The organism is Streptomyces nigra (assembly GCF_003074055.1).
GTDB lineage: Bacteria > Actinomycetota > Actinomycetes > Streptomycetales > Streptomycetaceae > Streptomyces > Streptomyces nigra.
The window spans coordinates 124,898-150,158 of record NZ_CP029043.1 but is presented as its reverse complement, the minus strand read 5'-3'; the positions used below and the strand labels follow the sequence as shown (position 1 = coordinate 150,158).

Annotated in this window: 20 protein-coding genes and 2 pseudogenes; 14 read left to right on the top strand and 8 right to left on the bottom strand. The window is 69.3% G+C overall.

Features of this window, described 5'->3' with window-relative positions:
• Nucleotides 1–37: 37 nt before the first annotated feature.
• From DC008_RS00720 to DC008_RS00700, 4 genes are all read left to right on the top strand, one after another.
• Entirely contained in the window at nt 38–802 is a 765-nt protein-coding gene (locus tag DC008_RS00720; protein WP_108710496.1) for a carbohydrate ABC transporter permease, read from the top strand.
• A 103-nt stretch (nt 803–905) separates the two neighbouring features.
• Nucleotides 906–3,188: an alpha-xylosidase gene (gene yicI, locus DC008_RS00715; RefSeq protein ID WP_108705207.1), complete on the top strand. Its 2,283-nt coding sequence runs from the start codon at nt 906–908 to the stop codon at nt 3,186–3,188.
• Between the two features lie 33 nt (nt 3,189–3,221).
• Complete coding sequence (locus tag DC008_RS00710; RefSeq protein ID WP_108705206.1) at nt 3,222–4,256, top strand: LacI family DNA-binding transcriptional regulator; 1,035 nt, start codon at nt 3,222–3,224, stop codon at nt 4,254–4,256.
• An 847-nt stretch (nt 4,257–5,103) separates the two neighbouring features.
• The gene (locus DC008_RS00700; RefSeq protein WP_341867261.1) at nt 5,104–6,069 is read left to right on the top strand and encodes an ABC-2 transporter permease; all 966 of its coding nucleotides are present in this window, start codon (nt 5,104–5,106) and stop codon (nt 6,067–6,069) included.
• Between the two features lie 152 nt (nt 6,070–6,221).
• Here DC008_RS00700 and DC008_RS00695 read toward each other — a convergent pair whose 3' ends face one another.
• Nucleotides 6,222–6,950, bottom strand: coding sequence for an SDR family oxidoreductase (locus tag DC008_RS00695; protein ID WP_108705204.1), 729 nt, complete (start codon nt 6,948–6,950; stop codon nt 6,222–6,224).
• Between the two features lie 76 nt (nt 6,951–7,026).
• On the opposite strand from DC008_RS00695, the gene DC008_RS00690 reads away from it, so the two are divergent.
• From DC008_RS00690 to DC008_RS00680, 3 genes are all read left to right on the top strand, one after another.
• Nucleotides 7,027–7,404, top strand: a complete 378-nt coding sequence (locus DC008_RS00690; RefSeq protein WP_108705203.1) for a MerR family transcriptional regulator — start codon at nt 7,027–7,029, stop codon at nt 7,402–7,404.
• Between the two features lie 287 nt (nt 7,405–7,691).
• The gene (locus tag DC008_RS00685; RefSeq protein WP_108705202.1) at nt 7,692–9,080 is read left to right on the top strand and encodes a dihydrolipoyl dehydrogenase family protein; all 1,389 of its coding nucleotides are present in this window, start codon (nt 7,692–7,694) and stop codon (nt 9,078–9,080) included.
• Between the two features lie 59 nt (nt 9,081–9,139).
• On the top strand, nt 9,140–9,403 hold the full coding sequence (locus tag DC008_RS00680) for a DUF2630 family protein (RefSeq protein ID WP_108705201.1): 264 nt from the start codon (nt 9,140–9,142) through the stop codon (nt 9,401–9,403).
• Between the two features lie 334 nt (nt 9,404–9,737).
• Here DC008_RS00680 and DC008_RS00675 read toward each other — a convergent pair whose 3' ends face one another.
• Nucleotides 9,738–10,097 (bottom strand): hypothetical protein, encoded by a 360-nt coding sequence (locus DC008_RS00675; protein WP_108705200.1) that lies wholly within the window; start codon nt 10,095–10,097, stop codon nt 9,738–9,740.
• A gap of 492 nt (nt 10,098–10,589) precedes the next feature.
• Here DC008_RS00675 and DC008_RS00670 point away from each other — a divergent pair, with 492 nt between their 5' ends.
• The gene (locus DC008_RS00670; RefSeq protein ID WP_208645790.1) at nt 10,590–11,384 is read left to right on the top strand and encodes a hypothetical protein; all 795 of its coding nucleotides are present in this window, start codon (nt 10,590–10,592) and stop codon (nt 11,382–11,384) included.
• Complete coding sequence (locus DC008_RS00665) at nt 11,377–11,853, top strand: GntR family transcriptional regulator (protein WP_108705198.1); 477 nt, start codon at nt 11,377–11,379, stop codon at nt 11,851–11,853. Before DC008_RS00670 ends, DC008_RS00665 begins: the two co-directional genes overlap by 8 nt.
• A gap of 23 nt (nt 11,854–11,876) precedes the next feature.
• On the opposite strand, the pseudogene DC008_RS35790 reads toward DC008_RS00665, so the two are convergent.
• From DC008_RS35790 to DC008_RS00650, 3 genes and pseudogenes are all read right to left on the bottom strand, one after another.
• Nucleotides 11,877–12,692, bottom strand: a pseudogene (locus DC008_RS35790) (HEAT repeat domain-containing protein); the annotation flags it as partial.
• Nucleotides 12,693–12,940: 248 nt separating this feature from the next.
• On the bottom strand, nt 12,941–15,037 hold the full coding sequence (gene ligA, locus DC008_RS00655) for an NAD-dependent DNA ligase LigA (protein WP_108705197.1): 2,097 nt from the start codon (nt 15,035–15,037) through the stop codon (nt 12,941–12,943).
• Between the two features lie 178 nt (nt 15,038–15,215).
• Nucleotides 15,216–16,355: a PQQ-dependent sugar dehydrogenase gene (locus DC008_RS00650; protein ID WP_108705196.1), complete on the bottom strand. Its 1,140-nt coding sequence runs from the start codon at nt 16,353–16,355 to the stop codon at nt 15,216–15,218.
• A gap of 481 nt (nt 16,356–16,836) precedes the next feature.
• Between DC008_RS00650 and DC008_RS00645 the strand changes: the two genes are divergently transcribed.
• The 5 genes from DC008_RS00645 to DC008_RS00625 all read left to right on the top strand — a co-directional run bounded on the left by DC008_RS00645 (nt 16,837) and on the right by DC008_RS00625 (nt 21,487).
• The gene (locus tag DC008_RS00645; protein WP_108705195.1) at nt 16,837–17,538 is read left to right on the top strand and encodes a hypothetical protein; all 702 of its coding nucleotides are present in this window, start codon (nt 16,837–16,839) and stop codon (nt 17,536–17,538) included.
• A 418-nt stretch (nt 17,539–17,956) separates the two neighbouring features.
• Entirely contained in the window at nt 17,957–18,823 is an 867-nt protein-coding gene (locus DC008_RS00640) for a hypothetical protein (protein ID WP_108705194.1), read from the top strand.
• Between the two features lie 52 nt (nt 18,824–18,875).
• Nucleotides 18,876–19,802, top strand: a complete 927-nt coding sequence (locus DC008_RS00635; protein ID WP_108710495.1) for an RNA-binding protein — start codon at nt 18,876–18,878, stop codon at nt 19,800–19,802.
• Between the two features lie 186 nt (nt 19,803–19,988).
• Nucleotides 19,989–20,522 (top strand): AAA family ATPase, encoded by a 534-nt coding sequence (locus tag DC008_RS00630; protein ID WP_108710494.1) that lies wholly within the window; start codon nt 19,989–19,991, stop codon nt 20,520–20,522.
• Between the two features lie 311 nt (nt 20,523–20,833).
• Entirely contained in the window at nt 20,834–21,487 is a 654-nt protein-coding gene (locus tag DC008_RS00625) for a hypothetical protein (RefSeq protein ID WP_108705193.1), read from the top strand.
• A 113-nt stretch (nt 21,488–21,600) separates the two neighbouring features.
• On the opposite strand, the pseudogene DC008_RS00620 reads toward DC008_RS00625, so the two are convergent.
• The 3 genes and pseudogenes from DC008_RS00620 to DC008_RS00610 form a co-directional block, all read right to left on the bottom strand.
• A pseudogene (locus tag DC008_RS00620) lies at nt 21,601–21,969 on the bottom strand (glycosyltransferase); the annotation flags it as partial.
• 333 nt (nt 21,970–22,302) lie between these two features.
• A complete protein-coding gene (locus tag DC008_RS00615) occupies nt 22,303–23,526 on the bottom strand; it encodes a cytochrome P450 family protein (RefSeq protein WP_108705192.1) in 1,224 nt (407 codons plus the stop codon).
• 207 nt (nt 23,527–23,733) lie between these two features.
• Nucleotides 23,734–25,131, bottom strand: a complete 1,398-nt coding sequence (locus DC008_RS00610; protein ID WP_108705191.1) for an FAD-dependent oxidoreductase — start codon at nt 25,129–25,131, stop codon at nt 23,734–23,736.
• Between the last annotated feature and the right edge of the window lie 130 nt (nt 25,132–25,261).

Genomic DNA, 25,261 nt, shown 5'->3' with positions numbered 1-25,261 from the left:
CCCGGTGCTGGTGGCGATTTTCCTCGGCGCGGTCTTCATGGTGCTGCCGCTGCTCATCGTCCTCGTCAACGCGCTGAAGTCACCGGCAGAATACTCGGCGAACGGCCCGCTGTCCCTGCCCGACGGCCTCTACCTGGACGGCCTGAAGGACTTCTGGACCCGGGTGGACTTCGGGAACACCCTGCTGAACTCGGTTCTGATCTCGGGTTCCGTCGCCGTCTTCGGCGTCATCCTGTCGGTGCTCAACGCGTACGCGATCGGCATCGGCCGGATCAAGGGCAAGGCGTACTTCCTCGCCTTCTTCGTGCTGGCCAACGTGCTGCCGCAGGAGGCCCTCGTCTACCCGCTGTACTACCTGTCCAAGGAAGTGGGGCTGTACGACACCAGGCTGAGCCTGATCATCGTCTTCAGCGTCGTCCAGGCGGCCTTCGGCACATACCTGCTGTCCTCGGTGCTCGGGGCCTTCCCGAGGGAGATCATCGAGGCGGCCAGGATCGACGGCGCCAACAGCTGGCAGATCCTGTGGCGCATGGTGGTCCCGGTCAGCCGGCCCACGCTGGGTGTCCTGCTGGTGTTCTTCTTCATCTGGACCTGGAACGAGTTCCTGCTGCCGCTGGTCATGCTGCCGTCGAACGACAACCAGACCGTCTCGGTGGCGCTCGGCGTGCTCCAGGGGCAGCGTCTGATGGACGCGACGATGACCAACGCCGCCGGCCTGCTCGGCGCACTGCCCGCGATCGTCTTCTTCCTGCTCTTCCAGCGGACCCTGACGCGAGGCATCGCCGTCGGCGCCGTGAAGTGACCGGCGCGGCGCGACTTGTCGCGGCCGAGGCCGAAGACGTACCCCCCTTCCACACGAACACGAACCGAGCGCCGGTGGCCGCCCACCGGGAAAGGCATCGACGATGAAGTTCACCAACGGGTACTGGCTGCTGCGTGAAGGCATCACGGCGGCGTATCCGGCCGAGGTCCTCGACGCCGTCCCGGGCCCCGGAACGCTCCGGGTCCACGCGCCCACCCAGCACATCGGGCACCGCGGCGACCTGCTCAAGGGCCCACTCATCACCGTCGACTGCACCGCGCCGATGCCCGGTGTCATCGGCGTACGCATCACGCACTTCGAGGGCGGCGTCGAGACCGGCCCCCACTTCGAACTGCACCACGAGCCGCACGACCCCGTCGTGGCCGTCGACGACGAGCAGGCAACCCTCACCTCCGGCGACCTGAGCGTCCGCTTCCGCCTCGACGGCGACTGGCGGATGGAGTTCCGGGCCGACGGACGCGCCCTGACCAGCAGCGACGTCAAGGCCATGGCGCTGATGGAGACCGCCGAGGGCAAGCACTACATCCGCGAGCAACTCCGGCTCAACGTCGGCACGTCCGTCTACGGTCTCGGTGAGCGCTTCGGCCCGCTCGTCAAGAACGGCCAGAGCGTCGACATCTGGAACGCCGACGGCGGCACCAGCAGCGAACAGTCCTACAAGAACGTGCCGTTCTACCTGACCGACGCCGGCTACGGCGTCTTCGTCGACGACCCGGGCAAGGTGTCCTTCGAGGTCGCCTCCGAGCAGGTCTCACGCGTCCAGTTCAGCGCCGAGCGCCAGCAGTTGCAGTACTACGTCATCCACGGCCCCACGCCGAAGGAGATCCTGCGGAAGTACACGGCCCTGACCGGCCGGCCGGCGCTCCCGCCCGCCTGGTCCTTCGGACTGTGGCTGACCACCTCCTTCACCACCTCCTACGACGAGCAGACCGTCACCGGCTTCGTCGAGGGCATGGCCGAACGCGATCTCCCGCTGTCGGCCTTCCACTTCGACTGCTTCTGGATGCGCGAGTTCAACTGGTGCGACTTCGAGTGGGACCCGCGTGTCTTCCCCGACCCCGAGGGGATGCTGCGCCGCCTCAAGGACCGGGACCTGCACATCTGTGTATGGATCAACCCCTACATCGCCCAGCGCTCCCCGCTGTTCGCCGAGGGCAAGGCCGCCGGCTACCTCCTCAAGCGCCCCGACGGCGGTGTCTGGCAGTGGGACCTGTGGCAGCCCGGCATGGCCCTGGTCGACTTCACCGACCCCGATGCCTGCGCCTGGTACGCGTCCAAGCTCGAAGCCCTTCTCGACATGGGCGTCGACTGCTTCAAGACGGACTTCGGCGAGCGCGTCCCCACCGATGTCGCGTGGTTCGACGGCTCCGACCCGGAGCGCATGCACAACTACTACACCCAGCTCTTCAACAAGACCGTCTTCGACGTGCTGCGCAAGCACCGCGGCGAGGGAGAGGCGGTCCTCTTCGCCCGCTCCGCCACGGCCGGCGGCCAGCAGTTCCCCGTGCACTGGGGCGGCGACTGCGAGTCCACCTACGAGTCGATGGCCGAGTCCCTGCGCGGCGGCCTCTCCCTCGGCCTGTCCGGCTTCGGCTACTGGAGCCATGACATCGGCGGTTTCGAGGGCCTGCCCGACGCCGGCCTCTTCAAGCGCTGGACCGCCTTCGGCATGCTCTCCTCGCACAGCCGTCTGCACGGCTCCTCCTCCTACCGCGTGCCGTGGCTGTTCGACGAGGAGGCCGTGGACGTCCTGCGCCACTTCACGAAGCTCAAGCTCAGCCTCATGCCGTACCTCTACGGCGCCGCGCACCAGGCGCACGGCGACGGCATCCCCATGATGCGGGCCATGATGCTGGAGTTCCCCGACGACCCGGCCTGCGCCCCGCTGGAACGCCAGTACATGCTCGGCGGGGACCTGCTCGTCGCGCCGGTGTTCTCGGAGGACGGCGAGGTGTCGTACTACGTGCCCGAGGGCACGTGGACGCACTTCACGACCGGCGAGAAGGTCACCGGCCCACGCTGGGTGCGCGAGACCCACGACTACCTCAGCCTGCCGCTGCTGGCCCGGCCCGGTGCCGCGATACCGGTCGGCTCGGTCGACGAACGTCCCGACTACACGTGGGCCGACGAGGTGACCGTCCGGGTCTTCGAACCGGCCGACGGCTCCCGCACCACCGTGCGCATCCCCCGCGAGGACGGCACGGCCCCGGTCGAGATCACCGTCGTACGCGAAGGCTTTACGCTGCGTGCCGAGACCTCCGACGCCTCCCTGCCCTGGGGCATCGAGGTCGCCGGCGGCCCCTCGGCGCGCGCCGCGGCCGGTACGGCCGTACTCGCCCTGACACTCTCCGATGCCCGAGGATGACGGAGTACAGCGGGACTCGAGAAGGTACACCCCATGGTCAAGATCACTGACGTGGCGCGGCACGCCAACGTGTCGCCCAGCACGGTCAGTTATGCCCTCAGCGGCAAGAGACCGATCTCTGCGGAGACGCGTCGGCGCATAGAGGACAGCATCCGGGAACTGGGCTACCGGCCGCACGCCGGAGCCCGGTCCCTGGCCAGCAGCAGATCACAGGTGATCGGCCTCGTCCTGCCCCTCCGCAAGGGCATGCACATGCCCGTGGTGATGCAGTTCGCCACCTCCGTGGCCACCGCCGCCCGGGAGCACGACCACGACGTCCTCCTCCTCACCCACAACGAGGGGGAGGAGGGCATCAACCGGGTCGCCCGCAGCCGCCTGGCGGACGCCTTCATCATCATGGACGTCGAGATGGACGACCGGCGGCTGCCCCTGCTGCGCGGCCTGGACCAGCCGTCCGTCCTGATCGGCTTCCCCTCCGACCCGGCCGGACTCACATGCATCGACCTGGACTTCGCGGGCGCCGGCGAAGCATGCGTGGAACACCTCGCCTCGATGGGCCACCGCACGGTGGCCCTGGTCGGCTCGCCCCCGGAGGTGTACGTCCGCGGCACGGGCTTCGCCCGCCGCGTCGCCGCCGGATTCACGGCCGCCGCCGACCGCCTCGGACTGCGTTCCTCGGTCCACCCCTGCCCGGAGACCCCGGCGGCCGCGCAGGCCATGGCCGAGCAACTGCTGCACGAGCAGCCCGAACTGTCCGGCGTGGTCATCCACAACGAGCCGGTCACCCAGCCCCTGATCGCGGCCTTCCAGACGATGGGCCTACGCGTCCCCCAGGACCTCTCGGTCGTCGCGATCTGCCCCGACGAGACAGCCGAACAGGCGCCGTTGCCCATCTCCTCCGTGTCGATCCCGTCGGCCGAGATCGGCACCGGGGCGGTGGACCTGCTGATGGCCAAGCTCGCCGAGCGCGACGGCGTCCCGGAGACGACGATGCTTCCCGCGACACTGACCGAGCGGGCGACGTCGGCGGCGGTCTCTTCAGTGACGGCTCACCATCACCACAGATAGCCGTCTGCGGGAGCGGCCTGCGCGGGCCGCTCCGGCACGTCGATGAGTTCGAGCAGGTCACGCTCTGACCCTGCGGTCCCGGCAGCTCCTCGCCCTTGAGCGACCAGGCCTCCGGGACGAACTCCAGGTCCTTCGCGACCCAGCCGCCGCTGCGGTGCGCTTCCTCGGGCACACGGGGCGAGTCCGGCATGCCGCCGGGTGACAGGGATCCGGTGCAGACCAGCTTGCGTATCTGCGTCCCTCATCACGGGCAGTGCTTCTGACGTCAGGTCAGGTGGCGTCAGCGCCTGGACGGAAACGACACGAGGGGCCGCAGCGCGCCGGTGAGAGGTGCCGGAGTCTTCGAGACGGCATGGGGTGCCCGCTCGCCGCGGCGGGCGAACTGCGACGACCCGGGCCCGACGTCCGGAGGGCCGGCTGGAGCACACCACACAGCACACCCACACGCCAGGCTCGCCTGGACAGGTACCTCGCGGGCACCCGTCGTGCCTTTCACCCGGTCACGGAGGGTGTTGGTGGCTGGATCACCGTGTGGGACGCGTGAGGATGTAGCCGGGCTTCAACGCGCTGTGCGCAGCTGATGGCCGGACGGAACGGAGCGACGCTGCTGAGGCAGGCCGTCGTGGCGTGGTGTCCTCTCCATCTGACTCGCTCGATTCGGCCGTCCGGGGCGACGGGCGGATGCGGCTTCCGGCGCCTGGATCCGCTGAGTGTGAGTCGGCGACGCGAGTGCGAGGGATGAGGGACGGGCGGCGTGCAGGACGATCGGGAAGGGCCCGAGGGCCGCTGGGCCCGTCTTCGCGGGAGCCCCCAGTGGCCGGCGATTGTGCTGGTGCTCATCGTGTCCGTGGCGGCCGGGCTGTTCGCCTGGTCGTACACGTATGCGATGGCGAACCCGACCCCACACCGGCTTCCGACGGCCGTCATCGGGTCGTTCGAGGCTGAGCGGGGCGAGGAGTATCTGGCGGGGCTGGGCAAGGCGCTCAACTCCTCGGTGACCACACACGTGTACGACTCGCGGGAGGCGGCGCTGGAGGCCGTCGAGGAGCAGCGTGATTTCGCCATCTTCGAGCTGCGCGACGGCGGGCGGCACGTGGTGCTGGACGTGACGTCGGCTTCGGGCGCCTCGGTCGCGGAACTGCTGAGGCAGGCGGCTCCGGCGGTGGGGCGGGAAACGGGCGTGTCGGTGACCGTCCGCGACGTCAATCCGCTGCAGAAGGGGGACCCCCGAGGCCTCGCGATCTTCTACATCTCGCTCGCCGCGGTGATCATCGGTTTCATCGGCGCGATCCAACTCAGCGTTCATGCTCCGGCGCTCACGCCCGCGGAACGGATCGCCTTCACCGCCACCTATGCGCTGCTGGGGGGTTTCGCGATCGCGGCGGCCGTGGACTGGCTGCTCGGGGCGCTCGAGCTGCCGTTCGCCGAGTCGTGGTCGATCCTGGCGCTCACCATGTTCACCAGCGGCATGACCTTCACGATGTTCAACACGCTGATGGGGCGTTGGGCGATGATCCCGACCTGGGGTGTGATGGTCGTGCTGGGCAACCCGTCGTCGGGCGGTGCGGTCTCGTGGCCGCTGTTGCCGTCCGTGCTGGGCGCGGTCGGACGGTGGCTGCCGCCCGGCGCCTCGGTCAACGCCCAGCACACGGCGGTGTACTTCGCCGGGCACCAGCACGCCTTCCCGTTCCTGGTGCTGACCGGCTGGGCGGTGGTGTCCTGTGCGGTCTTCTTGATCTGGCGGCAGCGCCACCCGGGCGGGAGAGAGCGTCAGCCGGCCGACGAACGAGCACCTGAGGGCGGCGCAACCTGAGTGGGAGAAGGCGTCGACGTCTTCCGCCCCGCCCATGAGTACCCTCGTGGCCGTGACCGCGGTCGTCGGCCGACCTCCTGGAACCGCAGAGGGGCCGGCAGCCCGCGGAGGAGCAGCCGACTGCCCTCCGCGCTGCCCGAGGTGGCGGCCTGTCAGCCGGCCGGCAGTGCCGCCAGAGCGTGGTCCATGGCGGCGTTGAACTCCTCCGGCGCCAGGGGCAGACGTGACTTCACATCCCGGCTCCACTGGTCGGCGAGGACCTCCGCGGCCCCGGATTCGACACCGTCGAGAGCGGCGTCGGCAAGGTCGGACGGAGCGATCTTCGCCACGGGCCAGCCAGCGGCCATATCGGTGTCGGCAAGGCCCAGGTGCACGGCCGTGACGAGCGTGCCCTGATCGGCGAGCTCCAGGCGCACACCGTTGGTCATGGCCCACGCCGCGGCCTTGGTCAGGTGGTAGGAGTTGGCCCCCTTGCCGCCGAACCACGACATGGCGGAGAGGACGTTGACGACGGCGCCCCCGCCGTTCCCGGCCAGGGTCGGCGCGAAGTGCCGGATCATTTCGAGGTGGCCGAACATGTTGGTCTCCAGTTCCTGGCGCAACGTGTCCGGCGAACCGGTCACGAGGTCCGTCCCCGTACTGATTCCGGCGTTGTTGATGAGGAGCGAGACGTCCGGGGCGGCCTCGGCGGCGGCCCTGACGGACGTGGGGTCGGTGATGTCGAGGGGCAGCACCTCGACGCCGGGCAGGTCCACGGTCTCCGGGCGGCGGGCTGTCGCGTAGACCTTGTGGGCGCCCCGCTCCAGCAGACGCTGAGCGAAAGCGCGGCCCAAGCCACGGTTTGCTCCGGTGACAAGGGCGACGGAGTTCTTGATGTCCATGTCCCGTACGCTAAAACCTGACGTTGACGTCAGAGGCAAGCGCTGATCGTCGGCGGCAGGGTGAAAGGAGTCACCGTTGTCTGTCACAACGGACACGACCGAGCGCTTGATCCGCATCGGTGAGGTGGCACGGGGCGCCGGCGTCTCGGTGCGCGCCGTGCGCTACTACGAGGAGCAGGGACTGCTCACCCCGGAGCGCAGCCCGTCCGGCCAGCGTCTGTACCGGCAGGACGCCATCGCCAAGGTCCGGTTCTTCCAGCAGATGTACGCCGCCGGCCTGACCAGTCAGAGGATCACCGAACTGCTTCCGTGCTGGGAAGCCGGCCACACCGACGCCGACCAGCGAGCCATGCTGCGCATCGAGCGCGAACGCATCCAGGCCAAGATCGACGAACTGGAGGCCGCCAGGGATCGCCTCGACCAGGTCATCGCGATCACGGACACACACCCGTAGGCGCGCTCGGTCAGACCGGGTGTGCTTCATGGGGTACGGCCTGGCCGGCGGTGCGCGGTATTGGGACGCAGCTCCATCCGATCGCCCCTCCGCACCCCCGGGGTCGGCGCTTCGCGCGGGCCCCGCACGTGCCCACCGGCTGCGCTGACGGCGAGCACACTCCGTACGAGGCCGACACGCGCGGTGACAACTCCGGTTCCGTACGGCCGACGATGCCGATGCCGGATGCGACCGACGGCTATGCGGATGAGGATGGGGGGACGGCATTCGCGGTGAAGGAGCGGGGCATGGCGCAGGTGGACACCGGCGTGGAAGAGGTCGATCTCCTTGTCGTCGGGGGCGGGAAGGGCGGCAAGACCCTCGCGATGGACATCGCCCGCGGAGGCGGCCGAGTGGCCATGGTGGAGCAGGGCATGATCGGCGGCACGTGCATCAACGTGGCGTGCATTCCGACCAAGAGCCTGGTCACCAGCGCCAGACTCCTCGACAGCCTGAGCCGTGCGGAACAGGTGGGCATCCGCACCGGCGAGGCTGTGGCCGACCTGGCTCTCCTCCGCGCGCACAAGGAGGGCGTGGTCGACGGGATGGTCGACCTCAACCACCGCCAGTTCATCGACAGCGGTATGGACTTCATCCTGGGAACCGCCCGTTTCACGGGTGAGCGCACGGTCCGGGTCGACCTGAACGACGGTGGCAGCCGGATCCTGCGCGGCAAGGACGTGGTGATCAACACCGGTACCACCCCCGCGATGCCCGACCTTCCCGGGCTCGCCGAGGCGGAGCCCCTCACGAGCGAGACGCTTCTGCGCCTGGACCGGCTTCCGGAACACCTGATCGTCATCGGCGGTGGCTACGTAGGGCTCGAGTTCGCCCACATGTTCGCCGCGTTCGGCAGCCGGGTCACCGTGCTGCACCGCGGTGATCGTGTGCTGCCCCGGGAGGACTCCGACGTCTCGGAGGTGCTGACCGGATTCCTCGGCGAGGCGGGCGTGGATCTGCGTACGGGCGTCAAGCCCATCGGCGTCTCACGTGGCCCGACCGGTGTCACGGTGGACCTCGGTGATCGAGGTGAGGTCACCGGCACGGATGTGCTGGTGGCCGTCGGCCGTGAACCGGTGACGCGCGACCTCGACCTGGACGCCGCCGGCGTCCGGACGGACGCGCGTGGCTTCGTGGAGGTCGACGACCGGTTGGCGGCCACGGCCCCGCGCACCTGGGCGGTGGGCGACGTGGCGGGCAGCCCGCAGTTCACACACGTCTCCCTGGACGACTACCGGATCGTCAAAGCCAACATCGCCGGCGGGGACAGGCGCACGTCCGAGCGGCTCGTGCCGTGGAACCTCTTCACCACGCCTGAGCTGGCCCGGGTGGGCATGACCGAGACCGAGGCCCGGGCCGCCGGGTACGACGTGCGGATCGCCCGTATGCCGGTCGCGGCCATTCCGCGTGCCCGCACGCTCCGGGACACGCGCGGCGTCTGGAAGGCAGTCGTGGACCGGGCCGGCGAACGCATTCTGGGAGTGGCGCTCATCGGCCCGGACGTGTCCGAGGTTTTGACGGTCGTCCAGACGGCCATGCTTGCAGGCGCCCCGTACACGCTCCTCAGAGACTCGATCATCGCTCACCCCACCATGGCGGAGGGCCTGAACATGCTCTTCAACGCCTGGACCGACTGACCTGCAGCGCTTCGACTGCGCGGGCGCAGCCGTGCACCCCACCCTGAGGGAGTGATCCCATGTCGAACTCCGAAGCAGATGCCGAGAAGCGGATCCTCGGCCGTATCCAAGAGATGATCAGCCAGGAGAAGGACCTGCGCGACCGCCTTGTCGAGAACACCATCGACCAGCCGACCGAACACGAACGACTGGCCCAGCTGGAGACGGAACTCGACCAGTGCTGGGACCTGCTGCGCCAGCGCCGCGCCCGGGTCGCGGCAGGGCAGGACCCTGCGGACGCGCACGTGCGCCCGGCCTCGCAGGTGAAGGACTACCTCTCCTGATTTCGGCCTCGACCTACCGGCACCTCCGTCCGTCGACGATGTCGAGGATGATCGGACCGGTCATGCCGTCGAAAGGCCGGTACTCCTGGGACACCGGAGGGGCGGGGGAGGCCGAAGCCGTCCCAGTCCTCCCCTTCGCCCGCACGACTCGACCGCGGAGGCCTGCGCGCGGCGTGCCTGTCGCCGGGACGGTCCGGAACACGTGCCGGTCTCTCGCGGTGCACGCACGGTGGCCGTGGTGGGTCGGATGAGGACGACTGGTGCGAGCAGAACCGAAAGGTGGGGCCCCACCGGCGTATGCCGGCGGGGCCCACCGTCTGCAGCGGGTCGTGCGTCAGTGGTCGGAGTAGCTGAAGTCGCCCACGGTCCAGGCACTGACGTCCTCGATCGCGACGCGGTACATCCCGCCCGTCTCCGGGATCCCCACCGTTCCCTGCAGGATCCGGGCGACATGGAAGTGCAGATGCGTGGGCGGCCCGTCCTTCCCCGCGGGGGTGTCGAAGACCGTGGAGAACGCGCCCAGGTCGGCGGAGTCCGTCAGCACCTCGGACACCCTCTGCCTCCACATGGTTTCCGGGGCCAGCCGACCGGTGATGACGGCACCACTGGTGATCGCGGTCAGGGACATCTGATTGCTCTGGCCGGACTCCACAAGGGCGGCTATGGCAACGAGCAGCTCGTCAGGCTTCGGCATGGCACCGGATTCTATGCACCGGCCTGCCTGGGGGGTGCAGCGGTGCCGCGACCGGGTGAGCCGGGCGCGGACGGCTCCACGTGGTGGCGCACGACGGGCCAGGGGTGCGCAGCGAGGCATGCGCTCGGCGGAGCGATTGGGTCGCTGGGCCGTACCGGTGAGGTCGGCTTTTCCGCCTGAGCGGGTCTCGTGCGGGGGAGGGCGGGCACGCAGATCCGTCGGTGCCCGCCCTCCCTCGCGCGGCCACCCCTGCCGGCTCTCGTGGAGCCCGAGCATGAATCGCACGCGCGTCCCGGGCTCTTCCACCTCGCGGTCGATGTAGCGGTTGTCCTCGCACTTCCCGGACAGTGAGGGGGTAGCTCATGCCGTCCCGACAGGCACACGGAGCGACGTCCGAGCGGCTCCGTTCTTGTGTCGATGGTTTGACACAACTTTCCGAGCAGGGCATCTTGTGTCCATCGTTTGGTACAAGGTGCCTTGGGGGATCCTCACGTGCTCGACACCGTCCCGCTCCAGTCCCGGTTCCTCGACCACGCCGACCACTACGCCCGATGGTCCGGCCTGGCGATCGGTATCGAGATCGCACGGCAGTTGCTCACGATCGAGAGCGGCGACATCACGACGCCCCTCGTGTTCGCCGTCACCGCGTTCGGCCTGTGCGCGGTGGGAGGTGTGCTGATCGGCGACGCCCTGACCTTGCGTCCTCAGGAAGCGGTCCGCACCGCCAGTCTCGCGCCACGCCTGGTGCGCGACCATGTGCCGCCCCGCATGACCCCCCTGCTTCTGCTGCAGGCGGGCTCTCTTCTCGCACTGCTGTTCATGGGTGCTGTCACGGCCTCCTCCGGCCGCGAAGGGATAGGCGGCGCGGGGCGCGTCATGGAGGTTGCCTGCAATGGGTGGCACACCTCCATCGGCCCCTGGCCCGGGCTGTACTACAGCGGCCCGATGCTCGGTGCCCTCGCGGTCGCGACCCCCGCCTGCGTCTGGGCACTGCGCCGTATCGCCTTCGGGCCGGGCGGCCACCAGCAGCGCCGCGACCGTGCCTGGGCCATCGTCGGGGCCTGGGGACTGCTGGTGTCGTGTCAGGTGCTCCTCGTCGTCCTGATGTTCCTGGTCGCGTTCATGGACGGACCCTGCGCGGGCCCGCTGGGCGCGGTCACCCTCGTGGTGATCTGCCCCCTGGGTCTGCTGGGCATGTTCACGTTCGGATGGTCCCTGCTGACCGTCGTGGCGCCGCGAGCGGTCGACGACGGTGTGGCCGACGAAGGGATGTACGACGATGAGTGACCCCGCCGTCCGCGTCGACACCACCAGTCAGGTGCCGCCGTACGAGCAGATCCGTGCCCAGCTGGCCGCGCTCATCCGCACCGGCCGGCTGGTCGAGGGCGAGCGCCTGCCGACCGTTCGGCAACTCGCCGTCGACCTGGGTCTGGCACCGGGCACCGTGGCTCGTGCCTACCGCGAGTTGGAGGCCGCGCAATTGATCCGGACCCGCCGTGGCGCGGGCACCCGGGTGGCCCCGCTCCCGGACGCTCCGCACGGACACGACGTCCACCAACTCAGCACGCTGGCACGGGACTTCACCGCTGCGGCGCGAGCGCTCGGGGCCGGCACCGAGGACATCCTCACCGCGGTCCGCAACGCTCTGGACTCGGAGTCCGGGCCCGCCCCGGCCTCGCAGCGCAGTGGTTCGGGGAGCGCCAACCCGACGGAGGCGTCGGCCACCATCCCCGCTGTGGGCTCACGTGGCAGGTGACAACCTGAAGCACTCCTTCCGAGTCACAGTGCCCGGGCCGCACAGGCCCCTGACGCCCGCGTCCGGATCCGTCGTCGGCGTCGTCAGGGCCGCTCGGGCGTCCTCGACGGCACGGTGCCGGGTCAGTGCTGCCGCGGCGGCCTTGCGCACGTCGGCGTTGGGGTCGGCGAGGGCCTTGGCGAGGGCGGGTACGGCGAGGCCGGGGGCTGCGAGGGCCTTGGCGAGGGCGGGTACGGCGAGGCCAGGGGCTGCGAGGGAGAGGGCGGTGGCCCGCCGGCCCGCACTTGCCAGGCCGGGTCGGACAGGGCCGCCTCCGCGCGTGCGGCCAGGGGCTCCGGGCAGCCGGTCGTGCCCGTGCCTCGTAGGCGGCCGCACGCACCAGGGCGTCGGGATCGTCGATGAGCTCGGCGAAGGCGGAGAGGACTACTTCGCGGCCGGTCGGCGTCGCGTCGTCGGGCTGTCCCGCGGCCACCGTGGCCAGGGCCTTCGCGATGGTGACACGGACCTCGCGGGACGGGTCGGTGATCGCCGCGCGCGCCAGTTCACCAGCGGCGTCGACCGACACGAGTGCCCGCACGGCTTCGATCCGCACGGAGATGTCCGCATCCGACAGGGAGCCCGCGAACAGCTCCGCATCACCGAGACGCAGGGCACGCAGGACGTCGTGCGGCGGCACGCGCTACGGGGTCGGCTTCTGACAGGGCGACGACCAGGCCGTCGCGCAGGGCCGGTTCGGGCCCAAGCGTCTCGACCGGCCCGCGCAGTGAGGCGGCCGCGGCGGCGCGGACGACTGCGTCGGAGTCGGCGAGCGCGGCGGCCAGTGCGCACGGTGGGCCCGGTGCCGGCCCCCGCGCCGGTCGCCCTGGTGCCCCAGCGGACCGACGTGCCCGTGACCATCGACGAGTCGAAGTGCATCGACGGCGGCGACGGTGGGCGCGCCCTGGTCTAGCGGGTGGGGCCGCCGCCGGTTCGCCCCATGGGGGAGGGCGCCGCCGAGGGACCGCGGGGTGCGCGTCGCGGTCACCTTCGTGGTCACCTCGGCCTGTGGAAATCGATCCTCGGCGGGCCCGGCCGTGCGGAAGCAGGTCTAGTTCAGGTAGTCGGCCACCAGCGTGGCGAACTCGTCCGGGGTGGCCAGGCGGATGCCGAGACTATCGGCCTTGGCTCGCTTGGACCCGGCGCCGTCTCCGGCGACGACGAGGGTGGTCTTCTTGGAGACGCTGGAGGAGGAGCGGCCGCCGGCCTGTTCGATGAGTTCGTTCATCTGGTTGCGGCTGAGCTTCTCCAGGGGGCCGGTCATCGCGCCGGTGACGACCACGGTCATCCCGGCCAGCGGGCCGCCCGTACCTTCGGTCTGCTCGTCGGATTCGTCGGAGGCGCTGCCGGGCGGAGGGGGCGGGGTCGCGCCAGGTTCGGTCATGTTGACTCCGGCGGCGGCGAGTTTGTCGATCAGCGATGCGAGTTCGGCGAGTTCGGCGATGATCGAGGGGGCCTTCTCGGTGCCGATGCCCTCGACCTGCTGCATCGCTTCTGCATCTGCGGCACGAATGTTGTCCATGGTGGCGAAGTGCCGGGCGATGCGACGGGACATGGAGCGGCCGGTGCCGCGGACGCCGAGCGCGCACAGCACGCGCGAGAGGGGCTGGCCCTTGGCTGCCGCGAGTGCGGCGAGGAGGTTGTCGGTGCTGGTCTCACCCATGCGGTCCAGGCCGAGGAGCTGCTGGCGGGTGAGTGTGAACAGGTCCGCGAGGTCGGTGACCAGGCCCGCCTCCACCAGCTGGACGACGCGTGTGTGCCCGAGGCCCTCGATGTCGAGCTGATCGCGACCGGCTGCGTAGGAGAGGGAGGCGACGAGGTGGCAGTTGCGGCCGTTCGCACAGCGCCAGCGCTGCTCACCGGTGTCGATGTCCGAGCCGCATCGCGGACAGACGTCGGGGAAGACGATGGGCTGTTCCTCGCCGGTGCGCAGGTGGGCGACGGGTGCCTCGACGCGCGGTATGACGTCACCGGCCCGGTACACCATGACGTGGTCGCCCAACCGCAGGTCTCGGCGAGTGATGTCGGCAGGGTTGTGCAGGGTGGCGTACGTGATGGTGGCGCCGTCGATCTCCACCGGTTCCAGCACGGCACGCGGGGCGATGATGCCGGTGCGGCCGACGTTCCACTCCACCTCCAGCAGCCGGGTGATCTTCTCGACGGCGGGCAGCTTGTAGGCGATCGCCCAGCGCGGGGCACGCGAACCCGATCCGGCGGCCTGCTGATCGGCGGCCAGGTCGGCCTTGATGACGATCCCGTCGATCCCGAACGGCAGCTCGGCCCGCACCGCGGCGATCTCCTGCACCCGGGCCAGCACTTGCTCGACGGTGTCGGCGGTGACGCCGGGCACGTCGGTGGAGGCGGTGGTGTTGATCCCGTACGCGGCGGCCTGAACCATGAGGTCGCTGTGTGTGAGGTCGCCCAGCTGCACGGCGAGCGAGCTCTCGGTGTCGGGCAGGGGCAGCAGACCGTAGCCGAAGAACGTCGTCGGCACGGTGTAGGCGCGCTCCTTGGCGCGCAGGGTGCCCGCCGCGGCGCCGCGCGGGTTGGCGAAAGGCTGTCCGCCGTGCGCGGAGCGCACCTCGTTGGCGTGCTCGAACTGAGCTGTCGTCATCAGGACTTCGCCGCGTACTTCCACGGTGACCGGCTCGGAGAGTTCTTGCGGCAGGCCCTCGATGGTGCCGATCGCGTGTGAGATGTCCTCCCCGGCCATCCCGTCCCCGCGTGTGATCAGCCGGCTCAGGCGGCCGTCGACGTACCGTGCGGCGATCGCGAGCCCGTCCAGCTTCGGCTCGACGCTGAACTGCTCGACCTCGTGGCCGACGCGCCGGGCCAGCGAGGCGGTCCAGGCGCCGAACTCCTCCGCCGAGAAGACGTTGTCCAGACTCAGCATCGCCACCGTGTGCGGGACATCCCCCTCCACGGCGCCACCGGCGACCTTCCCCGTCGGAGAGGCGGTCAGTATCTGATCAGGATGCTCGGCCTCCCACACGGCGATGCCTCGCACCAGTCGGTCGTAGGCGTCATCGTCCAGAGCCGACTCCCCGTTCGCGTAGTAGGCGGCCGACGCCTTCACCGCGTCCTCGACCGCCTGCGCGTAGGCGGCGGCATCCGTGATCACAACTGCAGCTGTCGTCATGCCCGTCATCCTGCCTGCCACCACTGACAATGCCCGATGCGGCGGGGACGGCCGGCGCACTTGGCGTCCTCGCGCCGCACTGTCTGGCGCGGTACGAGGACGCCCGGGTGGTTGCGAGTGCCTGCGGAGGCGGTCAGGCGGCACCGCCGGGTGGTCCTTCGCCACCCGGCTGCCGGCTGCCGGGTCGCTACGCGGCGTCGATACGGGAGAGGCTGCCGCCGATGGTGAAGACGTACAGTTCGCCGTTGCGGTCCTGTGCGAAGGAGATGATCTCGCCGCCGTTGACCCCGAGGTCGTTCACGGCTGTCACCTTGCCGTTCTTCGTCTCCAGCGAGCGGATGGTGCCGTCGCAGTAATCGCTGAAGACGTACTGGCCCCTGAGGGCGGGGATCGCCTTGCCCCGGTAGACGTAGCCGCCGGTCACCGAGCAGCCGAAGTTGCTGCGGTCGTACTCATGGACCGGCGGTACGTGGTTCACGGGTTCCGTGCCGCCACGGAAGGGATGGGTGCCCTCCATCTGGCCCCAGCCGTAGTTCTCTCCGCCCCTGCTGCTCGCGGGGGCCCAGTCGATCTCCTCCCAGTCGTTCTGGCCGACGTCGCCGATCAGCAGGTCGCCCGTGCCCGCGTCGAAGGAGAACCGCCAGGGGTTGCGCAGCCCGTACGACCAGATCTCGCCCTTGGCGCCCGGCGTGTTCACGAACGGGTTGTCCGCCGGGATCGCGTAGGGCGTGCCGCCTCTGGGGTCGATCCGCAGCAGTTTGCCCAGCAGCGTACCGAGGTTCTGTCCGTTGCCGTGCGGGTCTCCGCCCGAGCCTCCGTCGCCGAGCGCGATGTACAGGTATCCGTCGGGGCCGATCTTGATGTCGCCGCCGTTGTGGTTCGCGTAGGGCTGGGTCTGGGTGAGGACGGTGCGGCGGGTGTGCGGCTGGATCCTGCCTTTGCGTACGGCGAACTCGTCCACTGTGCTGGTGCCTTCGAGGTTGGTGAACGAGATGTAGAAGTGGGCGTGCTTCCTGTCGAACGCGATGCCGAGAAGGCCGCGTTCGCCGTCGGTGGTGGTCTCGGCGGATATGTCCAGGACGGGCTTGCCGAGGCCGCCCTTGTCGCCCAGGACTCGGACTGTGCCGGCGCGTTCGGCGACCCAGAGTCTCCCTCCGGGTCCGGCGGCGCCGGCCGTGGGGTTCTTGGCCGTGGCCACTTGCCTGAGAGTGATCTGTGCTGTCTGCCGTGCGGCAGCGGGCTCGTCGGCGGATGCCGTGGTCAGGGCGAGTGAGGCGACGAGACAGATGGTGCCGATGATCGCCGAGCTTCTGGTGCGAACTTTCACCGAGTTCCTCCTGGAGGCGGTGAATCGGCAGGTCGCGTCGCTGCCCGGGCCGATCGTGCGGGGCCGTCGGCGACAGCGCGCGATCTGTGGGGGGTGTGGGGGAGTGAACCGTGTGCTCCTGGCCGGACACGGTGAGGATACTGGGACTGACGTACTTGGTATAGACCAGCAACGGGGGTCTCGCCAACCAGCTCTCGCCACTTGCATGTACCGGCTCCCGTAGTGAGGCCGTTCCTGCCCGCGTGGGCATCGGCACTGTCGATATCGACGCGGTTTTCGCCGCCGCCCAAGGACGGAGCCCATCCGCGCCGCGCCTGCCCGCCCACCGGCCGGACCGCAACGGCCGCAGTGACGCGTAGGCCGACAAGAACGACCTGCACACCACCGAACTCGCTTCGCAGTAACGCGAGGTGGACCGACGCCTGCTGCTCGGCACGCTCGACGAGATTTGGTTGTCAGAGGCCTCCGGTTGAATGAGTACGTGACTGTCCATGACGTAGCTCGCAGGCTCCCTTCCATCGCTGAACTGCGGGATCTGTGCCGCTCACTGGCGATGCTCGATGCGATCTTGTGCCCTGACTGGGAAGGCCGCTACCACTCCTTCAACGCCGGCTGGGCCGACGGTGAGGAGATGGCGTCGATGCGCAACGGGTCGGGGGACGAGTACTTCATCGCGTTCTCGAAGGCCGGGGCCTACGTCCGTGGCTTCGCCCACGAAGCACCGATGAGCCCGTATGCCAACGATGGCGAGCCCTGGCCGGGGGTGATCGATGACGTGCCAGATGCCTTCAAACCCTTCGTGGAGGAGCCGGCGTTCACCGATGAGGACGACGTCCCCGTCGTGACGGCCTGCCTGTGGCGGGAGGCGACGGATGATCAGTGGCGGCACGGCGCAATCGACTTCCCGGCCGGGTACTCCGATCCCGACGGGGCAACGGGCCTGTTCGGGCTCCTGGTCGACCGCTCACCGCGGGCGTTCCAGCGCTTCGCCGAGGACTACTACGAGGTTCCCGTGGACCTGGAAGCGGTGCGTTACGTGTATGCCTTGCGACCGCTGGATGAGAGGCTCGTGTCATGGCTGAACGCGGAGGTCACCCTGGCAGACCTGGCCGAGGACATCGCTGAGATCGGTTACCCGCGCCCGGGACGGGACGAGATCTGCGCTTCAACAGTGAGCGACTAGTTGGGGAGCCCATTGAGCTGGTGGGCCGTCGCGGTCGCCTGAGCGTGGCGGCTATGGACACTCCGCTCAAGGTCGTTCATCGAGGGCGTGCCCGCGACCAGCCCGTGCCACGCCAGATCACCTGCCCAGTCAGTCAGCGTTCGTGGCGCGCCGCTCGACGTCCGGAGCCCGCAGGCCATCCCCGCGCGACGTCGTCAGCCAGGCCCCGTCCTGGCGGCTACTCCGGCGGCTGCCTCACCGAGCTGCGCCCAAAACGGCTTGTCCCAAGGTCGGTTGTCGACCATGATCACAGCATGACGACCAGAACGGGCCATGCCCTCTAGGCATCCCGCTCCGCTCTCCGCCGCTCGCGCACCGCCGATGCTGGACCGCAGTACCCGTTGGCCGTGACCGAACGCCCGCTCAGGAGAGCCGCCTCATGCAGAAGACCGCCCTCGTTCCTTACGCCCATCTGCCCCACGCGCACCACGACCGCCATGTCCTGACCAGTACCGTCGACGTTTCCGGCACCGCCCACTGGCTGCTTGCCGAACGCGCTCCGCAGCCTGGCGATGCCGTCCGGCCCTTTGACGCGCTGGTAGTTTCCGCCGAGCCGGACGGCAGCGTCGAACTCACCGAGCTGAACGGCGTCCGAGCCCGTTGGCCGCGCCTGGACCGTCTACCCGACGGTGGATTTGTGGTCGCCGCGTCTCGCGTACGCCGAGACGCGGATGCGAACCAGGTCCAGGTCTTCGACGCGCTCGGCCGTGAGACCTCGTCCTTCTCCGTCGGGGACGCCATCGAGCACCTCCTCGTGGACGAGGCCGGCCGTATCTGGGTCGGCCACTTCGACGAGAACCCGGTGGGAATCCGCTGCTGGACCGCTACGGGCCGACTCGCCTGGACGTCAGACGACGCCGACATCCCGGGGCTCTTCGACTGCTACGCCCTGAACGTGTCGGGCACCACCGCCTGGGCGTGCCCGTACACGGACTTCCCGCTCGTCGAGATACGCCCCGACCGCACCCATCGGCCCGTGCGGGTATGGGCGAACCGCGTGCGGGGCGCCAAAGCCGTGGCCGTCCACGGCGAGCGAGTCACCTTCTACGGCGGCTACGGCGAAGACGGGGACCGACTCGCCCATGCAGAGATCAGCGAAACATCCGTCGAGCCAACGGGCGTCGGCCTGCTCACCCTGCCCGACGGCTCTGCCCCCGGCCGTCGGCGAACAGTCGGCCGGGGAAGCAGGATCTACGTTCAGGATGAGCCGTTCACGACCTGGGGTGTGTACGACCTCAGCAGCTGACACCCCTACTCACCTCGCAGGGAGCGACGTGCCGCCGTCCTTCGTCCACCGGATGACCAAGTACGACCCGGCTGACCGGGATGAACACGGCCACTACACCGGTGCCGAGGAGGCGGTCAGCGATCACGGGCCCGTGGAAGCCGCGTACCTCGCCGCGATCGCCGCCTTCGCGGAGGCCTCGGGCATCGATCGGCTGGAGATCCGCGATCCTGGAGTCGCTGGGTTCGTCCACTTCGGCGTGGAACCGTCGGATACGGGACATGGCCTCGACGGGCTCTTTCCCCCCGACCTCTCCGGCTACCACGACGGGGCCGAGGTCTCCCTTCCGGTCGCTCTGGAACTGGTCCGGGTCATGCTCCGCGGCCAAGGTGCCTGGTGTCGTCTGGAGACGGGGGACAGGCTCACCGTGCATGTCGGATGGGACCAGTACGTGTATGTGGGCAGCGACCGGCCCTGCACGGACGCTGTGGCCCGTACCCGGGAACTCGGCCTCTTCCCGGAACCGATGACGATGTCCCCCTACGCGGCGGAGCTGGATGAGCCGGAAGTGACAGTGGCGGCCGATGATGGGTTCTGGGCGCGCGTGCGCACCGAGCTGGCTTCACGCGAGGCGGTGCTCCTGGAGGAGGGCTATCTCCGCAACGCGGCCCGCTTCCACCGTCTCACGCCGCAGAACCTCGATGCGGTGCGTGCCAGCCTCAGCCCGCGCGCCCTCCTGACCGTCTGGCCTGATCTGAACCCCGATGTCGGCGCGGTCCTCGCCACGCTGCCGGACGAGGGATCCGTTGAGTTCGTCTGGGAGATGCAGAACGGGACGATCAGACACGCGGTCGTCGACGACACCGACCACAGGGAACTCGCCGCCCTGGTGGCCGATGCCCGAGCGGCCTGCGCCCTGCCCGTGTACATCGACGAACGCCAACCACTGCTTTGCGCCGCACTGCCCGACAGCGATGGCGTGCTGCGCGTCCGCTGGTGACCCGTTCCATTCGGCCCCTGTGGGGGATCCACTGGTGCCCGGGGCGCCTGTGGCACACCGGCTCCGCTCCATGGACGTACCGGCTGGCTCCGCATTGCCTGGTCGGAGTCGGAGTCGGAGTCGGAGTCGGAGTCGGAGTCGGAGCCGGAGTCGGTGTCCGTGCTCGTGGGTAGCGTCATGGGCGTGATGGTGGGCAGTGAAGACACACGGCTGGTCATCCTGCGTGGCAACAGCGCGTCAGGGAAGTCGTCCGTCGCGCGCGGCCTGCGCGAGCGGTTCGGCCGCGGCCTGGCCCTGGTGGGCCAGGACAACCTCCGCCGTACCGTGCTCCGCGAGCGCGACCGGCCCGGCGCGGCGAATATCGGCCTGATCGATGTGACGGCCCGCTACGCCCTGGACGCCGGGTTCCACGTCGTGGTCGAAGGCATCCTGTACGCCGACCGATACGGCGACATGCTGGCCCAACTGCGTGCCGACCACCGCGGCGTGACCCACGGCTACTACCTACACGTACCGCTCGGCGAAACTCTGGCCCGGCACTCGAGCAAGCCGATCGCCGACGATGTCAACGAGGCCCAACTGCGGGACTGGTACCGGGAGCTCGATCTATTGCCCAGCGGGATCGAAACCGTCATCGGCGCCGACAGTGCCTTGCACGAGACCGTCGACCGCATCATGATCGACACCGGCCTGGCCCACCTGCCCGCCATCGACCGCTGACGGCAGCACCGTCGCGACGATGGCGCCGCCTGCGTACGCCACCATCCGGTATCGGTGATTTCCCACCGAGGAGGGTGTGGAGGACGGCAAGGCGAGAGTCAGGCAATCCTAGCCGTCCACCCCGGCGCAGCGAGCCCCGTCCGGGATCCACCACGAGCCCCGAACCGGGCGCTCCTCGCGCTCCATCGCAAGCGGCTGCAAGGTGCGGAACCGGTCTCGGAGCGGTGGCCTTTTGGCTATGGTCTGCCCCATCGGCACCGGGCGTCAGCGCGTCGCCCGGGACCTGGGGGAGCCGACGGGGGAGGACCATCATGAGCTCTGGGCGTGGAAGCCTGGCCGACCACCCGGTCATTGTCATCATCGGCGTCGTCGCCGCCGTGGTGGGCCTGATCGTCGGTGTGAAGGAGCTGAAAGGAACGGACTCCGCTCCGCCATCGGTCGCGGCCCCTACCGCAACGGACACCGACACGACCCCGCACACGCCGGCCGCCACGCAAGCGGCCCCGACGCAGGAGGAGGACATGCCTGCGCCGGACGAGGAGCCGAACGTCTCCGAGCCGGCACGTGAGCCCGTGACGCAGCCTGTCGAGGAAGAGCCTTCCAGAGCCGCCGTCGTTCAGAGCCCTGGGCACACGGCTCCGCTGGTCGTACGGATCAAGTTGGGCTCGTCCGGGAAGACCGGGCCAGACACCTATCGCGTGGGATCGCGGCCGGGGGCCAACACCGAGGTGTACGACGACACCGGCCGCCTGGACCGCGGGTGCTACGTCCAGTGGACGCTGAGCCGTGGTTCGGAAGTGGTGCGGCGCGTGACGAGCGGGCGGTGCCGCCCGCCGAGCATCACTTTGTTCAACTTCGAGGACAGCCTGGACGAGCCCGGGTCCTACACCCTGAAGGCTGACGTCACGACGGACTGGCGACAGACGGGAACTGAGTCGGTCACCTTCAACGTCGTACCCGGCTGAGACGGTCTCCTCTCGGGGAGCCTGTGCGCTATCGCCTGTGCCGTGCTGATGGACGTGGGCAGGGCGCTGTACATCGTGCTCGGCGGCCGCCGCCTTCCGTAACCGCGCTCGGCTCAGCTGGACGCGGCGGAAAGGATCACGTCCACGAGCCGCTCCGCCACATCTGGTCTCCCATGTGCCCTGGCACCGCCGCGCAATCTCGGCCCGCCGCGCCATCTCGGCCCGCCGCGCGGGATCGGCGAGGAGCGGGCCCACGGCGTCTCGCAGACCCCCGTGACGTCACCGAGCAGCGCCACGGCGGCCCCGGCCTCTTGCAGGTGGCGGGCGTTGTGCGCCTGCTCGTTCCCCGCCGAGGTGGCAAGCGGGATGAACACGGCCGGCTTGCCGAGAGCGGTGAGCTCCGCCAAGGTCCCGGCCCCACTGCGCGACAGGATGACGTCCGCGAGCGCGAGAACGTCGGGAAGCTCCGGGCCCACGAACCGAGACGCGCTGGGGCGAGCGACCGCATGCAGCCCGCACCGGTCGCATGTGCATCAGATCGGACGGACAAGCCGCGGCCCACCTCGCGCTGGCGTGCCGATCGTAGGGACGTGGCCCGGTGGCCCGCACTGCCGAGCCGCATGAGGAAATCCTGCGTGAGCCTTAGAAGAGTCGAATGGCTCACGCCCTGACTCTCCAGCGGACTTGATCCTGATGTCTTTCGCCGACTGTCCGACTGTCGCGCGGGGGCGGAGCGCACGATCGGCTGAGCGATGCGGGCTTGACCCGAGAGGCGTGGGGCCGGCCGCTGACGGCGACCGGCCCTGCAACTGCCGTCACACAGGGCCGAGGTGTACAGGGAGTGATGTGTGGCCGTTGCCCATGATGCTGGGGAGCGGATGCAGGTCGTCCACCGGGACGGCGAGGCGCATACGGGGGAAGCGTGCGAACAGCCGGGGGAGTGCTTCGGTGGCCTCCGCGCGGGCCAGGGGAGCGCCGAGGCAGAAGTGGACTCCATGACCGAAGGCGACGTGGCGTTTGTCGGTGCGGGTGATATCGAAGCTTCCTGCCGTCTCACCGTGGATCCGGGGGTCCCGGCCGGCGGCCCCGTAGGACGCCAGGATGGCGTCTCCCTTGCGGATCGTCACCGTGGCGAGGGGGATGTCCTCGACCGCGTAGCGCATGGGAATGTGGCTGACCGGCGCCGCGAAACGCAGTGTTTCCTCCACCACGTCGGACCACGTGACTTCGCCGTGCAGGACCTTCGTCAGCTGCTCGGGGTGGGCCAGCAGGGCTGTGATCGCGGAGTCGAGCAGGTTGATGGTGGTCTCGTAGCCGGCCGCGATGATCAGCAGAAGGGTGTCGGTGAGCTCTTCCTCCGTGAGGGGGGAACCGTTTCCCTCGTCGTCGCGGGAAGCAATGAGCACCGTGGTGAGGTCATCGGCCGGGGCACTTCTCTTCTGGGCCACGAGGTTGCCGAGCATGTTGTACACCTCCTGTGTGGCCTCAACGGCTTCCGCCGGGGTGGAGGTGGTGTTCCACATCCGGTCGATCGTGCTACGAAAGCCTGTACGCAAGGTCTGGGGGATGCCGAGCAGGTCGCTGATGACCGCCACGGGCAGTCGGGCGGCGAACGCCTCGCGAAGGTCGATGACTTCCGTGGAGAGCCCGGCGATCTGATCGAGCAGGAGGTCGGTATTGCCGATGACCGAGGGAATGAGCTGCGCGGTCCGGCGGGTGGAGAAGGCCGGGCTGACCAGTCGCCGCAGGCGGCGGTGGTCGGCCCCGTAAGCCGTGAACATGTTGTTCACGGCCACCTGGATGTACAGCGGCCACTTGCCGACGATCTCGCCTGAGATGAAGCGCGGCCAGTGCCGGCGGGGGTCCTTGGAGACTCGGTCGTCGGTGAGGAGACGCATGAGCAGCTCCTGGCTCCCTATGGCCCAGGCCTTCTCGCCGAGGATGTCGACGAGGACCGGCCCGTCCAGAGCGTGAAGGACTTGTTCTTCCTGCAGCCTACGGCGACCTGTCGGATCGAGGACGAGCGGGTGGTGCTCCATCAATGCGTTCTCCTCGTGCGAGCCCTGAGCAAGGGGCGACATCGCTATCGAAGGGGTCGAGGGGTGGGAGGGAGGGCAGCTGCCTCTGGCCGGCCGGTAGTACGGCATTGCCGTCACGGTGGCTGACGCAGTGACGGGCCGTCCGAATACGCATGCGCAGGGCCGGGCGCTGCTGTGCGGCGCCGCGCCCGGCCCCGGCCGCACCGGCTAGTGGTCGGAGCGGACTACGGCCCCCAGGACGTCGTTGAAGGCTTCTGTGGAACTGGGGTGTGTGTAGACGGACTCGCGCAGCTCGGTGGCTGTGATGCCGTGCCGCATGGCGAGGGCGACGGTGTTGATGAGCTCTTGCGCGTCGGTACTCAGGAGCGCGGCACCCAGGATCTGGTCCGTGGCGGCGTCGATGACGAACTTCATCATCCCGCGTGTTTCCTCGACGACGTAGGCGCGGGGCATGGCGATGATCTCGGCCACGGGCTGGCTGGTGATCTTCACGCGGTGGCCGGCCGCCCGGGCCTCCTGCTCGGTGAGCCCTACGGTTGCCAGGGGCGGTGTGATGAACAAGGTGTGTGGAACGGCCACACGGTCGTCGGTGCTGCGGGTGCCGTCGCCGGTGAGCTGATCCAGGACGATGCGACTGTCGTCGAGCGAGATGTAGGTGAACTGCGGTCCGCCGTTGACGTCGCCGAGAGCGAAGATGTGCGGCTGGCTGGAGCGCAGGTGCCGGTCGACCTCCACCCCTCCTGTGGGGGACACGTCCACGCCGGCGGCTTCCAGGTTCAGCTCCGCAGTGACCGGGCGGCGCCCCGCGGCGATCAGGACGGCATCGGCCTCGACACGGCGCTTGGTGCCGTCCTGTTCGTAGACGACGACGGCCTCTGCCGGATCATCGATGACCTCCAGGACACGCGCCCCGGTGACCAGACGGACCCCGTCCTCGCTGAGGATGGATTTCACCGCTCCGGCGACATCGCCGTCTTCCCGCCGCAGGATGTCGGCCCCTGCTTCGAGCACGGTGACCTCGGATCCGAACCGGCGGTAGATAGAGGCGAACTCCAGGCCCAGATATCCGCCGCCGATGATGGCGAGCCGCCTGGGCAGCGTGCTGCTCTCGATGAGCTGGGTGCTCGTCGCCATCCGAGAACTGCCCTGCAGGCCGGGGATGTCGGGGACCACCGGTTCGGAGCCGGTGTTGATCAGGATGACGTCGCCTGTGATGGTCAGGGGACCGTCCGAGCCGGTGACGGTGACGGTGTGGGAGTCCTCGAACCTGGCGTTGCCCGTGACGACGCGCACGGTGTCCATGCCGTTGAGGCCCTCGTAGTTGCCGGCCCGGAAGAGAGAGGTCAGGGCTTGTACTTCGCCGACCGAGCGCTCGTACCAGTCCTGAAGCGAGTCCTCGGGCCGCCGCTTGTTGGCCTGGTGCACGAGGGCCTTCGTGGGGACGCAGCCGACGTTGGGGCAGGTGCCTCCGTACATGTGCTCCGAACGCTCGACCAGAACGACGGTCTTGCCGAGCGCCCCCATCTTGGCGGCAACCGCCTTTCCTCCCTTTCCGAATCCGATGACCAGCACGTCTGCCTTCATGACGTCGTTGCCGATATTCATAGCTACCGTCCAGCGATGAGGAGGTGGTCGGGTGGTGAGCTGCGGCGCCGGTCCCCGCTGCGGCTGGCCCTGTCGCGCGGAGGATGATCCCGGTGCTCACACTTCAGCCTCGCCCGGAGCCGGCCGCGCT

Excerpts from the sequence above, each read along its gene's own strand:
- yicI (WP_108705207.1), top strand. The coding sequence starts at position 906 with ATGAAGTTCACCAACGGGTACTGGCTGCTGCGTGAAGGCATCACGGCG.
- DC008_RS00680 (WP_108705201.1), top strand. The coding sequence starts at position 9,140 with ATGTCGAACTCCGAAGCAGATGCCGAGAAGCGGATCCTCGGCCGTATC.
- DC008_RS00675 (WP_108705200.1), bottom strand. The coding sequence starts at position 10,097 with ATGCCGAAGCCTGACGAGCTGCTCGTTGCCATAGCCGCCCTTGTGGAG.
- ligA (WP_108705197.1), bottom strand. The coding sequence starts at position 15,037 with ATGACGGGCATGACGACAGCTGCAGTTGTGATCACGGATGCCGCCGCC.
- DC008_RS00640 (WP_108705194.1), top strand. The coding sequence starts at position 17,957 with ATGCAGAAGACCGCCCTCGTTCCTTACGCCCATCTGCCCCACGCGCAC.
- DC008_RS00710 (WP_108705206.1), top strand. The coding sequence starts at position 3,222 with ATGGTCAAGATCACTGACGTGGCGCGGCACGCCAACGTGTCGCCCAGC.
- DC008_RS00695 (WP_108705204.1), bottom strand. The coding sequence starts at position 6,950 with ATGGACATCAAGAACTCCGTCGCCCTTGTCACCGGAGCAAACCGTGGC.
- DC008_RS00630 (WP_108710494.1), top strand. The coding sequence starts at position 19,989 with ATGGTGGGCAGTGAAGACACACGGCTGGTCATCCTGCGTGGCAACAGC.
- DC008_RS00665 (WP_108705198.1), top strand. The coding sequence starts at position 11,377 with ATGAGTGACCCCGCCGTCCGCGTCGACACCACCAGTCAGGTGCCGCCG.
- DC008_RS00610 (WP_108705191.1), bottom strand. The coding sequence starts at position 25,131 with ATGAATATCGGCAACGACGTCATGAAGGCAGACGTGCTGGTCATCGGA.
- DC008_RS00685 (WP_108705202.1), top strand. The coding sequence starts at position 7,692 with ATGGCGCAGGTGGACACCGGCGTGGAAGAGGTCGATCTCCTTGTCGTC.
- DC008_RS00720 (WP_108710496.1), top strand. The coding sequence starts at position 38 with ATGGTGCTGCCGCTGCTCATCGTCCTCGTCAACGCGCTGAAGTCACCG.
- DC008_RS00635 (WP_108710495.1), top strand. The coding sequence starts at position 18,876 with ATGACCAAGTACGACCCGGCTGACCGGGATGAACACGGCCACTACACC.
- DC008_RS00625 (WP_108705193.1), top strand. The coding sequence starts at position 20,834 with ATGAGCTCTGGGCGTGGAAGCCTGGCCGACCACCCGGTCATTGTCATC.
- DC008_RS00615 (WP_108705192.1), bottom strand. The coding sequence starts at position 23,526 with ATGGAGCACCACCCGCTCGTCCTCGATCCGACAGGTCGCCGTAGGCTG.